This is a genomic window from Bacteroides ovatus (genome assembly GCF_001314995.1).
Classification (GTDB): Bacteria; Bacteroidota; Bacteroidia; order Bacteroidales; family Bacteroidaceae; genus Bacteroides; species Bacteroides ovatus.
Genome location: NZ_CP012938.1, coordinates 1,188,766 through 1,202,840, shown reverse-complemented (window position 1 = coordinate 1,202,840; position 14,075 = coordinate 1,188,766). Strand labels below are relative to the sequence as shown.

Here is a 14,075-nt window from a genome sequence, read left to right as displayed (position 1 = left end):
AGAGACTCATGAAGAAACAACTAACAGTAATTTTGCTTTCCGCTTTGATTTTGAGTGGATGTGCGTCGGGGCGTATGGGAAATCCGGGAGCTATCATGGCAGGTGCTTCTATCGGAGGTAGTCTGGGAAGTTCGATAGGCGGACTTATCGGAGATAATAATCATGGCTGGAGGGGCGGTTACCGTGGTTCTGCTATTGGGAATATTGTGGGAACCATTGCCGGTGCGGCTATTGGAAACGCGTTGACGGCGCCGAGACAAGAGCAAATAGAGGAAGATGCGTATATTCCTGAAGTGAGGGAAGTCCGTGTGCAAAAATATAAGAAGCAGCCGGTGCAGCAGCCTATTTCTCAACTGAAGTTGCGCAAGATCCGTTTTATAGATGATAATCGCAGTCATGTGATTGATGCGGGAGAAAATAGCAAGATAATTTTTGAGATTATGAATGAAGGGAGAAATCCTGTTTATAATGTAGTTCCTGTGGTAGAAACGGTGGGGAAGGTGAAGCATCTCGGCATTTCTCCTTCTGTGATGGTGGAGGAAATTCTTCCGGGTGAAGGCATCCGTTATACCGCTTCCATTCACGCAGGTGAAAAATTGAAAGACGGTGAAGTGACATTCCGTGTCGCAGTGGCGGACGAGAATGGAGTGATTTGTGATTCGCAAGAATTTACCCTGCCTACACAGCGCGGAAACTAGAAATAACAGCCCGAATATCCGGTTTAAACATAGTGACGGTATATGCCTGGAATAGTGACGCTATCCTAAGCATATACCGTCACTATGTTGGTGGGATAGCGTCACTCTTTTCGGAGTATCTTTTTCTTTTCATAAGCAGTGCTGACTCACTTTTTCTGCAATAATATTATTTCTGTCATGATGTATAATTATTAGGGCATCTATTAGTATCATGAAATCGTAATATTATTATCTTTGTTGGTAAATGATAAAAACCTGAAAAACAGGAGGAAAAAGATAATGAATAAATTTTATTTTATCTTATTGTTGTGTTTGTTTTCATCCTGTAGGATAAACAAGACAAACCATGTAGAAACATGCAAAACTGAAAATGACAGTACAGAACAGTTCTATGACCAGTCGGAGGGTATGGAAATATTGGATACACTGGGTAAGGTTTATGGTAATGAACCTCATATAGCCGGGTTGTCTTTGGAAACTCCCAACTGCCCCGACTTTATTGAAGGTATCTATTTTGATAAAGCTACTCTTGTTTTTCAGGTCACAGGAGATACAGTCAAAGCACGGCAGATATTGGAAAAGGCTTCCGGAAGTAAGAATTTCAGGCTGGAACTTATGGGTGGTAGTAATTACTCGCAAACCCAGTTGCTCGCTATCCAGAAGGAGTTAAATAAGAAAATGGAAGAGTCGGGATATGAGAATATAAAAAGGAATGTAACGGGATATGGTGTAGGATTGCGACATATAGAAATCCGTCTGATTGTGAATACTCCCGAAAAACAAAAAGAATTCCGGGAGAAGATTATGGACTCGCCTGCTTTTCAATTTAGTGGTGTGACAGAGCCGATTATCAATCAAAAAGTGGGTGTGAACCATATAAACGGTATTTATATCCGTCCCGAATATCCGGTTTATTCTACAGCTGCAGAACAGGTAACATTCATTCTCAATAACTACAGCGGTGGAACAATAGAATGTGGAGAACGTTATTATGTTACTTTTGAAGATGAAAAGGGGATCTGGTGGGAATTGCCTATGAATACCGCTTTTGTTAGCATAGCTTATGTTATACAGGATAAGAGAGAACGGGAGATGAGGGCTTCGCTTTATCCGGATGTGCATCCGAATAAAGCCGGACGTTACCGTTATTTTTACGAGGTGACCATCAACAGGAAACCTGTCTTGATGATGGCTGAATTTAGATTGTCGGACAATGAGAAGGAATGGAAAGAGGCAAAAAGAACGCCTTTACCCGAAGGATTGTTGACAATGAAGCAGGACAACACTCATCAGACGGTTGGGGAACAGGTGGAAGAACTGGTTTATGATATGGTGGAGGTTATGCCGGAATTTCCAGGAGGTGTACGCGCTATGCTTGATTTCATTAAGAAGAATATTCAGTATCCGGAAATAGCTCGCAAAAATGGCATACAGGGGAGGGTGATTGTAGGAGTTGTGGTTGATAAGAATGGCTCTGTAACCAATCTGACTATCCTCAAAAGCATTGATCCTTATTTGGATAAAGAAGCTATCCGTGTTATCAGGCTTATGCCGAAGTGGAAACCGGGGACACAGATGGATAAACCGGTGAAGGTTAAATATGCTATTCCCGTAAGTTTTAAACTTGCCGATTAAAGATAACAAATTCCGGAGATAAAACTAGGTTGGAGAAGTTGCTTTCATACCGAAATAAGACTATACCTAAAACCATACCTAAAGCTATGCTTTAGCATCTGTAAAGCGTAGCTTTATCTAATCTAAAGCTACGCTTTTCATAGTCTTACCAATTATTTCCGGCGTTACTGCTATTGACCAGCATCTCTACCCGCTGTCTGTATGTATTTGCTCCTTCAGCGATATTCTTTCCCGCATCCGCTGTTCCCATTCCATAAACAACGATAGGAGTCTGCCACACCATACCTGAATGGATAGCACTGCCCTGATAAGGGCGTAAAAGTTCGTCCATAGTGAAACCATTCCTTCCTCCGCTGCGGTAAGCATCGAATTCAGATCCGGTAGTTGTTACCACTGTCAGCGGTTTACCGGCGACTGCCGGAGTCTTGGATAGGAAAGTAAAGACTTCATCCTGCCATTTCTTTAGTAATGACGGTGCAGACATCCAATAGAAAGGAAACTGATAGATCACAGCAGAGGCATCAGAGATGATTTTACTCCATTCGTCTACATTGAAAGCGATGTCAGGCGATAATTCGTAAAGGTTGAATACGGCTACTCCTTCAATGTCACCAACGGCATCAATTAATGCCTTGTTTGCTTGAGATCCTTTCATGTTTGGATGTGCCAGCAGGATCACTACTTTTCTTAAATCTTTATTCATATTCAATCAGGTATTTAGGATGATATAACTACTTATAGATTATAAAGGTGTAAAAATAAGAAAAAGTTCGCGAAAACCAATATCTTAATTAAAAATAAAACAATCCCTCTTTGCTTTTGAATTTGTATTTTTGCATCCACGTTCGTAAGGCGTTATTTTAGATAATAATTTATATATGATAGATTTTAATCAGTTCCCTTCTCCTTGTTACATCATGGAAGAAGAGCTTTTAAGAAAGAACCTGTGTTTGATAAAAAGCGTGGCCGACAGGGCGGGAGTGGAGATTATTCTTGCTTTCAAGTCATTTGCCATGTGGCGCTCTTTCCCCATATTCCGTGAATATATAGATCATTCTACGGCAAGTTCGGTGTATGAAGCCCGTTTGGCATTGGAAGAGTTCGGCAGCAAGGCGCATACATATTCTCCTGCTTATACGGAACAGGATTTCCCGGAAATCATGCGTTGCAGCAGTCATATCACATTCAACTCAATGCAGCAGTTTGAACGCTTCTATCCGATGGTGGTTGCAGAAGGAAGTGGCATCTCTTGTGGTATCCGCGTAAATCCTGAATATTCGGAAGTGGAAACCGAACTTTATAATCCATGTGCACCCGGCACACGTTTTGGGATAACAGCCGATTTGTTGCCCGAAGCATTACCGCAAGGTATTGAAGGCTTTCATTGTCATTGTCACTGTGAATCTTCTTCTTATGAGCTGGAACGTACATTGGAACATCTTGAAGCTAAATTTGCCCATTGGTTTCCACAGATTAAATGGTTGAATCTGGGTGGTGGACACCTGATGACTCGTAAGGATTATGATACCGAACATTTGATAAGACTGTTGCAAGGATTAAAAGCACGCTATCCTCATTTGCGCATTATCCTGGAGCCCGGTTCGGCCTTTACCTGGCAGACGGGAGTGCTGACTTCCGAAGTGGTGGATATTGTGGAAAGTCGTGGTATCAAGACGGCTATTTTGAATGTTAGTTTCACTTGCCACATGCCGGATTGTCTGGAGATGCCATATCAACCTGCCGTGCGTGGTGCAGAGATGGGAAATGAAGGAAAATATATTTATCGTCTCGGAGGAAATTCCTGTTTGAGCGGTGATTATATGGGACTGTGGAGCTTCGATCACGAGTTGCAAATCGGAGAGCGTATCGTGTTCGAAGATATGATTCATTATACGATGGTCAAGACAAATATGTTTAACGGAATTCATCATCCTGCCATTGCCATTTGGACAAAAGAGGGGAAAGCTGAAATATACAAGCAATTTTCTTATGAAGATTATCGTGACCGAATGAGTTGATAATCAAAATGATTGTTTTGCGGTAGGTGCAAAGTGAACAGATTTCTGTGAAAAAAGTAGGCAGAATGTTTGCATGTTTACGGAAAATCCCTACCTTTGCAACCGCAAACGAAAAAATGCGGAAATAGCTCAGTTGGTAGAGCATAACCTTGCCAAGGTTAGGGTCGCGAGTTCGAGTCTCGTTTTCCGCTCATGTTTCTTTGAAATGTTGGAACAATAATCTTTGCCCAGGTGGCGGAATTGGTAGACGCGCACGTTTCAGGTGCGTGTGTCGAGAGGCATGCAGGTTCGAGTCCTGTTCTGGGCACAAAGGTTAAACTTTAAAATTATGGAGAGGTGGCGGAATTGGTAGACGCGCTACTTTGAGGTGGTAGTGACAGAAATGTTGTGGGAGTTCGAGTCTCCTCCTCTTCACAGTTTATGAAAGTGAAATGCGGAAATAGCTCAGTTGGTAGAGCATAACCTTGCCAAGGTTAGGGTCGCGAGTTCGAGTCTCGTTTTCCGCTCTTGTTTCTTTGAAATAATGGAACTAAGTTTTGCCCAGGTGGCGGAATTGGTAGACGCGCACGTTTCAGGTGCGTGTGTCGAGAGGCATGCAGGTTCGAGTCCTGTTCTGGGCACCCATCTTTCAGATTTCTGAATGACGAAATTTAGTTTGCGGAAATAGCTCAGTTGGTAGAGCATAACCTTGCCAAGGTTAGGGTCGCGAGTTCGAGTCTCGTTTTCCGCTCCATATAAGATGAGGTTGTCAGTCGATAAGATTGGCAACCTTTTTTTGTATAATATTGGAAGTTTACCGGACGATTGTATCGATAGATTGAACGGAAAAGCGTAATTTTGCAAACGAAAAAATCAATGTACTCCCCCCAAAAAAGAGCGTCATTGATTCACACAGACCTTTAATTAATTTAACTATTTGTGATATGTTAACACAGATTATTAATGCACGCATCCTCACCCCGCAAGGCTGGTTGAAGGATGGGTCAGTTCTTATTCGTGACAATAAAATTCTGGAAGTAACCAATTGTGACCTTGCAATTATCGGAGCCAAACTGATTGATGCCAAAGGAATGTATATTGTTCCGGGAGGTGTAGAAATCCATGTTCACGGTGGCGGTGGAAGAGACTTTATGGAAGGCACCGAAGAGGCTTTCCGGACAGCAATCAAAGCTCATATGCAGCATGGCACTACCAGTATTTTTCCTACTCTTTCTTCTTCTACCATTCCAATGATCCGTGCAGCCGCGGAAACTACAGAGAAAATGATGGCGGAGCCTAATAGCCCTGTGCTCGGGCTTCATCTGGAAGGACATTATTTCAATATGGCGATGGCAGGTGGACAGATTCCCGAAAATATCAAAGATCCCGATCCCGAAGAATATATTCCGTTGCTGGAAGAAACTCATTGTATCAAACGTTGGGATGCCGCACCGGAACTTCCCGGAGCCATGCAATTTGGTAAATATATCACAGCGAAAGGGGTGTTGGCTTCGGTAGGACATACCCAGGCAGAATTTGAGGATATACAGACAGCCTATGAGGCGGGATATACGCATGCCACTCATTTTTATAATGCAATGCCGGGATTCCATAAACGGAAAGAGTACAAGTATGAAGGTACGGTAGAAAGTATTTATCTGATTGATGATATGACAGTGGAAGTGGTGGCAGACGGTATTCATGTGCCTCCAACAATCTTGCGCCTTGTTTACAAGATAAAAGGAGTGGAACGCACTTGTCTGATAACGGATGCATTGGCTTGTGCCGCCAGTGATAGTCAGGTGGCTTTTGATCCGCGTGTGATTATCGAGGACGGAGTATGTAAGCTGGCAGACCATTCAGCACTGGCGGGAAGTATTGCAACGATGGATCGACTGATTCGTACCATGGTGCAGAAGGCGGAAATACCTTTGGAGGATGCCGTGAGAATGGCCTCCGAAACTCCTGCCCGGATTATGGGAGTACTCGACCGTAAAGGAACGCTGGAGCGTGGCAAGGATGCCGATATAATTGCTTTAGACAGAGACTTGAATGTGAGAGCTGTATGGGCGATGGGAGAACTGGTAGAAGGCACCAATAAACTGTTTTAAATCTAATAAATAACGAAAACTATGTTGACTCAAATAATAAATGGAAGAATATTGACCCCGCAAGGCTGGTTGAAAGATGGTTCCGTATTGATTTGTGATGGAAAAATATTAGAGGTGACCAACAGTGATTTGGCGGTTATCGGTGCAACGGTTATTGATGCCAGAGGGATGACGATTGTGCCCGGATTTGTAAGTATGCATGCACATGGAGGTGGCGGACATGATTATACGGAAGCAACGGAAGAAGCATTCCGCACGGCAACTACTGCACATCTGAAACATGGTGCTACCGGGATATTTCCTACATTATCATCTACCTCGTTCGAAAGAATCTACCAGGCAGTTGATGTCTGTGAAAACCTGATGAAAGAGAAGGATTCTCCTGTTCTTGGCCTGCATATCGAAGGTCCTTACTTGAATCCGAAGATGGCGGGAACACAGTATGACGGTTTTCTGAAAACTCCGGATGAAAATGAATATATTCCTTTATTGGCGCGTACGTCTTGTATCAGACGTTGGGATATTAGTCCCGAACTACCCGGTGCACATGATTTTGCAAAGTATACCCGTTCGAAAGGAATTATGACTGCTGTTACACATACCGAAGCCGAATATGATGAAATTAAAGCTGCATTTGCAGTAGGATTTTCTCACGCCGCTCATTTCTATAATGCGATGCCGGGTTTCCATAAACGCCGTGAATATAAATATGAGGGTACAGTGGAAAGTGTGTATCTGACGGATGGAATGACCGTGGAAGTGATTGCGGATGGCATTCACTTGCCTGCCACTATCCTGAAACTAGTTTATAAGTTGAAAGGCGTGGAGAATACCTGTCTTGTTACCGATGCTTTGGCGTATGCTGCTTATGAAGGGAATGAACCGATTGATCCTCGCTATATCATAGAGGACGGCGTATGTAAGATGGCAGATCATTCTGCATTGGCCGGTAGCCTGGCTACGATGGATGTATTGGTTCACACCATGGTAAAGAAAGCCAATATTCCTTTGGAAGATGCTGTGCGTATGGCTTCTGAAACTCCTGCCCGTTTAATTGGAGTGAGTGACCGGAAAGGGGCGTTGGCAAAGGGAAAGGATGCTGATATTGTGATTCTTGATAAGGAACTGAATGTACGATGTGTATGGTCGATGGGAAAGATTGTTCCGGGAACTGATATTCTGTTGCATAAAGAATAGTTGAAATAATCTCCAAAGAGGAGGGTCATAATGAATAATAAAACGCAGATTAACGCAAATTATCGCAGATTATTTCATTTATATTGATATATTAATCAATGACTTATAAAATTATTTCTGCGATAATTCGCGTTAATCTGCGTTTTGACACACTCCCTATTATAAAAGCCAATGTTCTGTATGATATCAAAAGTCCGGCAGTTTATCATCATCAGAAGTATCCCGGACTTTTAATGTATTTTTATTCTGAAAGTAAACTGGTTTCTATCAGTTCTTTCAATTGGTTTTTATTCATTGTACCTAATTTCATTGTCGGTTTGCCGTTCAGCGGGCAAAGTAGCAGGTTGGGAATGGTGCGGATTTTAAATGCACTTTCCAATTCCGGCTCCTGATCGACATCTACTTTATAAATATCTAATTTCCCTTCGTATTCTTTAGCTAGTTGGTCTAATATAGGCGATAAAGCTTTGCAATAGACGCACCACGGGGCATGAAAATCGACCAGGCAAGGTTTATTCCCTTTGAAGTTCCAGTTATCAGGATAAGATTGATAATCAGCTACCTTCTCTACAAAACTATCTTTGGTTAAATCTATTATTTTCATATATTCTATTTTTAATGGTTCATTTCATTTTCTCTACTGCAAAGATAGGGGAGTTGGGATAAAAGAAGGATAGCCATTTTTCCTGTTGTGTTTACAATTCTTCCTTCTATGGCTGTTTTCTAATCAAATTCTAATCTGATATGAGAGGCTTATAATGACTTTTTCCCGTCTCTCCGGTTACAGATTTGTAATTTTGCCGCGACAACTACAATAAGGTAATAAAGATAAATATAGTAATGAACAGAGTATTTCTAATTTCTTTTTTTCTTCTGCTGACAGGAGGAATATGCGCGCAACAGGCTACCACAGGAACATTAACGCTGAAAGAGGCGGAACAACGTTTTCTGGAACGTAACTTATCGCTGATAGCCGAACGGTACAACATTGATATGGCACAGGCACAAGTGCTGCAAGCCAAATTATTTGAGAATCCGGTAATCTCGTTAGAACAGAATGTTTATAACCGCCTGAACGGAAAGTATTTTGACTTTGGTAAGGAGGGCGAAATGGTTGTGGGAATTGAACAGGTAATTCGTCTTGCCGGACAACGGAATAAGCAGGTGAAACTGGAGAAAATCAACAAGGAAATAGCAGAATATCAGTTTGAAGAGGTGATGAGAACACTTCGTCAGGAGCTGAATGAGAAGTTTGTACAAGTCTATTTTCTCTCGAAATCCATATCCATTTATGAGAAGGAAGTGAATTCTCTGCAAGAGTTACTTGCCGGAATGAAACTGCAACAGGAGAAAGGAAATATTTCATTGATGGAAATGTCCCGTCTGGAATCTATGTTGTTCTCTTTGAAGAAAGAGAAGAATGAACGGGAAAACGAGTTGTTGACCCTTAGAGGGGAACTTAATGTCTTGTTAAATCTTCCGGGAGACACGATGGTTGAGTTATCACTGGATGAAGAGGTGTTGAAGCAATTGGATTTGTCTCAACTATCGTTCGCCGACTTGAAAGCGATGGTGAATGAACGGCCGGATCTCAAGATTGCCCGGAGTACGGTCAGTGCTTCCCGTGCAAATCTGAAATTGCAGAAATCAATGGCATTTCCGGAATTTTCGGTGAATGGTAGTTATGACCGTGCCGGAAACTTTATCAATAACTATTTTGCAATAGGAGTGAGCTTGTCAGTACCTATTTTCAACCGCAACCAGGGAAATGTGAAAGCTGCCCGTTTTAGTATCCAGCAGGCAGGAGCGGAACAGGAAAATGCGGCTAACCGTGCGGATATGGAGCTTTATACCGCTTATGCTTCACTGGATAAAGCAGTTCAGCTTTATCAATCTACCAATATGGAACTGGAACGTAACTTTGAAAAATTGATTGCGGGAGTGAATGAAAACTTTAAGAAACGAAATATCAGTTTATTGGAGTTTATCGATTACTATGACAGCTATAAAGAAACTTGTATTCAGTTGCATGAAATAAAGAAAGATGTTTTCCTGGCGATGGAAAACCTGAATACAACTATCGGACAAACTATATTGAACTACTAATATTCATAAATTATCAAAGACTATGAACTGGAATAAATTCCTTCCTTGCATATTGCTTACTACCGTATTGGGAGCATGCTCCGGTAAAGGAGAACAAACGAATGTTGAACCGGCTGCCTTATGCCTGACAGATAGCTTGTTGAGAATTGTATCTGTCGATACGGTTCACGTTCAAGAGGTGATTGACGAACTGACATTGAACGGGCGGGTCACTTTTAATGAGAATCAGGTGGCACATGTATATCCGATGTTTGGAGGTACGGTAACAGAATTGAAGGCTGAAATAGGAGACTTTGTTCGTAAGGGAGATGTGTTGGCAGTCATCCGCAGTGGAGAAGTGGCAGATTATGAAAAGCAATTGAAAGAGGCGGAACAACAATTATTGCTGGCACGCAGAAATATGGATGCTACGCAGGATATGTATGCTTCCGGCATGGCTTCGGATAAAGATGTACTTCAGGCGAAGCAGGAGTTGACAAGTGCCGAAGCCGAAGAAAGAAGAATAAAGGATGTTTTCTCTATTTATAATTTCTCCGGAAATGCTTATTATCAGCTGAAATCTCCCGTTTCGGGGTTTATTGTGGAGAAACAAATCAGCAGGGATATGCAGTTGCGTCCGGATCAGAGTGAAGTGCTGTTCACGATTTCGGGGTTGTCAGACGTATGGGTGATGGCGGATGTGTATGAAAGCGATATCAGTAAGGTTTCCGAAGGTGCCTCCGTACGCATTTCTACGTTGGCTTATCCGGATAAGATGTTTGCCGGTACGATTGATAAGGTGTATCATTTGTTGAATAGTGAAAGTAAAACGATGAATGTCCGCATCAAATTGAAGAATGAAGAATATTTGTTGAAACCGGGGATGTTTACGAATGTAAGTGTGAAATGTAAAGCGGATGGAACTTCCATGCCTCGTATTGATGCTCATGCACTGGTATTTGAAGGAGGAAAGAATTATGTGGTCGTGGTGGAGCCGGATCAGCGTTTGCAGGTGAAAGAGGTGGATGTGTACAAGCAGTTGAGCAAGGAGTGCTATATCCGTTCGGGACTTTCCGAGGGAGACAGAGTGCTGAATAATAATGTATTGTTGGTATATAATGCGTTGAATGCAGATTAAAAACAGAAAATAGTATGCACAAATTCATAGATAATATAGTGGCTTTCTCGCTGAAAAATAAATTCTTTATTTTCTTCTGTACAGCGATTGCCGTTATAGCCGGAGCTGTTTCCTTTAAACATACTCCGATAGATGCTTTCCCGGATGTGACGAATACGAAAGTGACGATTATCACGCAATGGCCGGGACGTAGTGCCGAAGAGGTAGAGAAGTTTATCACCATTCCTGTTGAGATTGCGATGAATCCCGTTCAGAAGAAAACGGATATTCGTTCCACCACTCTTTTCGGGCTTTCTGTCATCAATGTAATGTTTGAAGATCGTGTCGATGATTTCACCGCACGTCAACAGGTATATAATTTATTGAATGATGCCGACCTTCCGGACGGGGTAACTCCGGAAGTACAACCTCTGTATGGACCAACGGGGGAAATATTCCGTTATACGCTTCGTAGTGACAAGCGCAGTGTGCGGGAACTGAAAACGATTCAGGATTGGGTGATCGAACGTAATCTCCGTTCGGTATCCGGCGTAGCGGATATTGTGAGCTTCGGCGGGGAGGTGAAGACGTTTGAGGTAAGTGTGAATCCTCACCAGTTGATTAATTATGGCATTACCTCTTTGGAACTGTATGATGCGATAGCTAAAAGTAATATCAATGTAGGAGGAGATGTTATCACTAAAAGTTCGCAAGCTTATGTGGTTCGTGGAATCGGTTTGATTAACGATCTGGATGAATTGAGAAATATCGTAGTGAAAAACATCAATGGCACTCCGATTCTGGTGAAGAATCTTGCCGATGTACACGAATCCTGTCTGCCTCGTTTGGGACAAGTGGGCCGAATGGATGAAAATGATGTTGTACAGGGGATTGTAGTCATGCGGAAAGGAGAGAATCCGGGTGAGGTGATTGCCAACCTGAAAGATAAAATAGAAGACTTGAATCAGAATGTGCTTCCGAAAGATGTGAAGATAGTGGCATTCTATGACCGGGAGGACTTGGTGAATCTGGCGGTAAAGACTGTGACGCATAACCTGATTGAAGGAATATTATTGGTTACGTTTATTGTATTGATCTTTATGGCAGATTGGCGGACTACCGTGATTGTTGCTGTCGTTATCCCATTAGCCCTTTTGTTCGCATTTATCTGTTTACGGGTGATGGGAATGTCCGCCAATCTGCTTTCTATGGGAGCCATAGACTTCGGTATTATTATTGATGGGGCCGTGGTGATGGTGGAAGGAGTGTTTGTGGCTTTGGACAAGAAAGCGAGGGAAGTGGGGATGCCGGCTTTTAATGTGATGTCTAAAATGGGCTTGATCCGTCACACGGCAAAAGACAAGGCAAAAGCGGTTTTCTTCTCCAAATTGATTATCATCACTGCATTGATTCCTATCTTCTCTTTCCAGAAGGTAGAAGGAAAGATGTTCTCTCCTTTGGCATACACGTTGGGCTTTGCACTGTTGGGAGCTTTGATCTTTACATTGACATTGGTTCCGGTGATGTCTTCCATGTTACTGAAAAAGAATGTTCGTGAGAAAAATAACCGTTTTGTCCATTTTATCAATGTGAAGTGTTCGGCTCTTTTTGATTTATTCTATGCGCACAGGAAGCTGACTATCGGAATGGCAACCGTAATAGCAGGTGTCGGATTATGGCTTTTCTCTTTCCTGGGTACGGAGTTCCTTCCGCAGTTGAATGAGGGATCTATCTATATTCGTGCTACCTTGCCACAGAGCATTTCGTTGGATGAATCGGTGACTCTTGCCAATAAAATGAGAAAGAAACTATTAACGTTTCCGGAAGTGCGGCAAGTGCTGTCGCAAACCGGACGACCGAATGACGGTACAGATGCTACCGGATTCTATAATATCGAGTTCCACGTTGATATTTATCCCGAAAAGGAATGGGAGAGTAAGTTGACAAAACTGGAACTGATTGATAAGATGCAGGATGATTTATCCATTTATCCCGGTATTGACTTCAATTTCTCACAACCGATTACCGATAATGTGGAGGAAGCAGCTTCCGGTGTGAAAGGATCTATTGCGGTGAAAGTGTTTGGTAAAGATTTGTATGAGTCGGAGAAATATGCGGTTCAGATAGAGAAAATCCTGGGTACGGTTCAAGGGATTGAAGACTTGGGTGTGATTCGGAACATCGGTCAGCCGGAGCTTCGTATAGAGTTGAATGAACGCCAATTGGCGCGTTATGGCGTTGCTAAGGAAGATATGCAATCAATTATCGAAATGGCTATTGGCGGAAAATCGGCTTCACTGTTGTATGAGGATGAGCGGAAGTTTAATATCATGGTAAGATACAGCGAACAATTCCGTCAGAATGAAGAGGAGATAGGTAAGATATTGGTTCCGGCGATGGATGGAACGATGGTACCTATCAAAGAATTGGCAGATATAACGACGATTACGGGACCGTTATTGATATTCCGTGATAATCACGCTCGTTTCTGTGCTGTGAAATTCTCGGTGAGAGGTCGTGATATGGGTACGGCAGTTGCCGAGGCGCAGAAAAAGGTGAATGCTTCCGTACATTTGCCGGCAGGCTATTCTCTGAAATGGACGGGCGATTTTGAGAACCAGCAACGTGCCACGAAACGTCTGGCACAGGTTGTCCCTATCAGTATTGCTATCATTTTTATCATCCTGTTTATTCTATTCTCTAATGCGCGGGATGCGGGACTGGTATTGCTGAATGTACCGTTCGCTGCCGTGGGTGGTATTGTGGCTCTTCTGATAACGCAGTTCAACTTCTCCATTTCTGCCGGTATCGGTTTTATTGCCTTGTTTGGTATTTGTATTCAGAACGGGGTGATTATGATTTCCGATATAAAGGCGAATCTAAAACTCGGCTCGCCCTTGGAGAAAGCCACTAAGGAAGGAGTGCGCTCGCGTATCCGCCCTGTGATTATGACAGCGGCAATGGCAGCTATCGGTTTGATGCCCGCTGCCATGAGTCATGGAATTGGTTCGGAATCACAACGTCCGTTGGCGATTGTCATTATCGGCGGATTGATAGGAGCGACTTTCTTTGCCTTGTTTGTCTTTCCTCTTATTGTGGAAGTGGTATATGAACGAATGTTATATGATAAAAACGGAAAGTTATTGCAAAGACGTATTTAGTTCATTTCTATTCTGTGGAAAAAACGTTCATAGATTAAATTTGTAGTTTTCAGTAGGTAGAGAGAGAAAGGGAT

General features: G+C 42.6%; 10 protein-coding genes and 6 tRNA genes. 14 read left to right on the top strand and 2 right to left on the bottom strand.

Features of this window, described 5'->3' with window-relative positions; all coding sequences use genetic code 11:
- The first annotated feature begins 8 nt into the window (after positions 1-8).
- Both Bovatus_RS04780 and Bovatus_RS04775 read left to right on the top strand, forming a co-directional pair.
- Positions 9-698 (top strand): hypothetical protein, encoded by a 690-nt coding sequence (locus Bovatus_RS04780; RefSeq protein ID WP_004295713.1) that lies wholly within the window; start codon positions 9-11, stop codon positions 696-698.
- Positions 699-977: 279 nt separating this feature from the next.
- Complete coding sequence (locus Bovatus_RS04775) at positions 978-2,333, top strand: energy transducer TonB (RefSeq protein WP_004318082.1); 1,356 nt, start codon at positions 978-980, stop codon at positions 2,331-2,333.
- A 145-nt stretch (positions 2,334-2,478) separates the two neighbouring features.
- On the opposite strand, the gene Bovatus_RS04770 is transcribed toward Bovatus_RS04775, so the two are convergent.
- Positions 2,479-3,036 carry an NAD(P)H-dependent oxidoreductase gene (locus Bovatus_RS04770; RefSeq protein WP_004295716.1) on the bottom strand — a complete coding sequence of 186 codons (558 nt, stop codon included), beginning with the start codon at positions 3,034-3,036 and terminating at the stop codon, positions 2,479-2,481.
- 175 nt (positions 3,037-3,211) lie between these two features.
- On the opposite strand from Bovatus_RS04770, the gene nspC reads away from it, so the two are divergent.
- The 9 genes from nspC (at position 3,212) to nagA (Bovatus_RS04725) (ending at position 7,638) form a co-directional block, all read left to right on the top strand.
- Entirely contained in the window at positions 3,212-4,351 is a 1,140-nt protein-coding gene (gene nspC, locus Bovatus_RS04765) for a carboxynorspermidine decarboxylase (protein WP_004295718.1), read from the top strand.
- 118 nt (positions 4,352-4,469) lie between these two features.
- Positions 4,470-4,542: transfer RNA gene (locus tag Bovatus_RS04760), tRNA-Gly, on the top strand.
- Between the two features lie 34 nt (positions 4,543-4,576).
- A tRNA-Leu gene (locus Bovatus_RS04755) sits at positions 4,577-4,658 on the top strand.
- Between the two features lie 23 nt (positions 4,659-4,681).
- A tRNA-Leu gene (locus tag Bovatus_RS04750) sits at positions 4,682-4,765 on the top strand.
- Positions 4,766-4,784: 19 nt separating this feature from the next.
- Positions 4,785-4,857, top strand: a tRNA-Gly gene (locus Bovatus_RS04745).
- 32 nt (positions 4,858-4,889) lie between these two features.
- Positions 4,890-4,971: transfer RNA gene (locus tag Bovatus_RS04740), tRNA-Leu, on the top strand.
- A gap of 37 nt (positions 4,972-5,008) precedes the next feature.
- A tRNA-Gly gene (locus Bovatus_RS04735) sits at positions 5,009-5,084 on the top strand.
- A 190-nt stretch (positions 5,085-5,274) separates the two neighbouring features.
- Positions 5,275-6,441, top strand: coding sequence for an N-acetylglucosamine-6-phosphate deacetylase (gene nagA, locus Bovatus_RS04730; RefSeq protein ID WP_004295719.1), 1,167 nt, complete (start codon positions 5,275-5,277; stop codon positions 6,439-6,441).
- Positions 6,442-6,462: 21 nt separating this feature from the next.
- A complete protein-coding gene (nagA, locus tag Bovatus_RS04725; RefSeq protein ID WP_004295720.1) occupies positions 6,463-7,638 on the top strand; it encodes an N-acetylglucosamine-6-phosphate deacetylase in 1,176 nt (391 codons plus the stop codon).
- Positions 7,639-7,879: 241 nt separating this feature from the next.
- Here the strand turns inward: nagA (Bovatus_RS04725) and Bovatus_RS04720 are convergent, their stop codons facing one another.
- Entirely contained in the window at positions 7,880-8,242 is a 363-nt protein-coding gene (locus Bovatus_RS04720; protein WP_004295721.1) for a thioredoxin family protein, read from the bottom strand.
- 236 nt (positions 8,243-8,478) lie between these two features.
- Between Bovatus_RS04720 and Bovatus_RS04715 the strand changes: the two genes are divergently transcribed.
- Genes Bovatus_RS04715 through Bovatus_RS04705 form a run of 3 tightly spaced genes read left to right on the top strand, consistent with a single transcriptional unit; the run spans position 8,479 to position 14,001 of the window.
- On the top strand, positions 8,479-9,744 hold the full coding sequence (locus Bovatus_RS04715) for a TolC family protein (protein WP_004295722.1): 1,266 nt from the start codon (positions 8,479-8,481) through the stop codon (positions 9,742-9,744).
- Between the two features lie 22 nt (positions 9,745-9,766).
- Positions 9,767-10,861, top strand: a complete 1,095-nt coding sequence (locus tag Bovatus_RS04710; RefSeq protein ID WP_004295723.1) for an efflux RND transporter periplasmic adaptor subunit — start codon at positions 9,767-9,769, stop codon at positions 10,859-10,861.
- Between the two features lie 14 nt (positions 10,862-10,875).
- On the top strand, positions 10,876-14,001 hold the full coding sequence (locus Bovatus_RS04705; RefSeq protein WP_004295724.1) for an efflux RND transporter permease subunit: 3,126 nt from the start codon (positions 10,876-10,878) through the stop codon (positions 13,999-14,001).
- Positions 14,002-14,075: the final 74 nt, after the last annotated feature.

What these genes read in the sequence shown, in the direction of transcription:
- nagA (WP_004295720.1), top strand. Translation starts at nt 6,463, where the DNA reads ATGTTGACTCAAATAATAAATGGAAGAATATTGACCCCGCAAGGCTGG.
- Bovatus_RS04715 (WP_004295722.1), top strand. Translation starts at nt 8,479, where the DNA reads ATGAACAGAGTATTTCTAATTTCTTTTTTTCTTCTGCTGACAGGAGGA.
- nspC (WP_004295718.1), top strand. Translation starts at nt 3,212, where the DNA reads ATGATAGATTTTAATCAGTTCCCTTCTCCTTGTTACATCATGGAAGAA.
- nagA (WP_004295719.1), top strand. Translation starts at nt 5,275, where the DNA reads ATGTTAACACAGATTATTAATGCACGCATCCTCACCCCGCAAGGCTGG.
- Bovatus_RS04710 (WP_004295723.1), top strand. Translation starts at nt 9,767, where the DNA reads ATGAACTGGAATAAATTCCTTCCTTGCATATTGCTTACTACCGTATTG.
- Bovatus_RS04780 (WP_004295713.1), top strand. Translation starts at nt 9, where the DNA reads ATGAAGAAACAACTAACAGTAATTTTGCTTTCCGCTTTGATTTTGAGT.
- Bovatus_RS04775 (WP_004318082.1), top strand. Translation starts at nt 978, where the DNA reads ATGAATAAATTTTATTTTATCTTATTGTTGTGTTTGTTTTCATCCTGT.
- Bovatus_RS04720 (WP_004295721.1), bottom strand. Translation starts at nt 8,242, where the DNA reads ATGAAAATAATAGATTTAACCAAAGATAGTTTTGTAGAGAAGGTAGCT.
- Bovatus_RS04705 (WP_004295724.1), top strand. Translation starts at nt 10,876, where the DNA reads ATGCACAAATTCATAGATAATATAGTGGCTTTCTCGCTGAAAAATAAA.
- Bovatus_RS04770 (WP_004295716.1), bottom strand. Translation starts at nt 3,036, where the DNA reads ATGAATAAAGATTTAAGAAAAGTAGTGATCCTGCTGGCACATCCAAAC.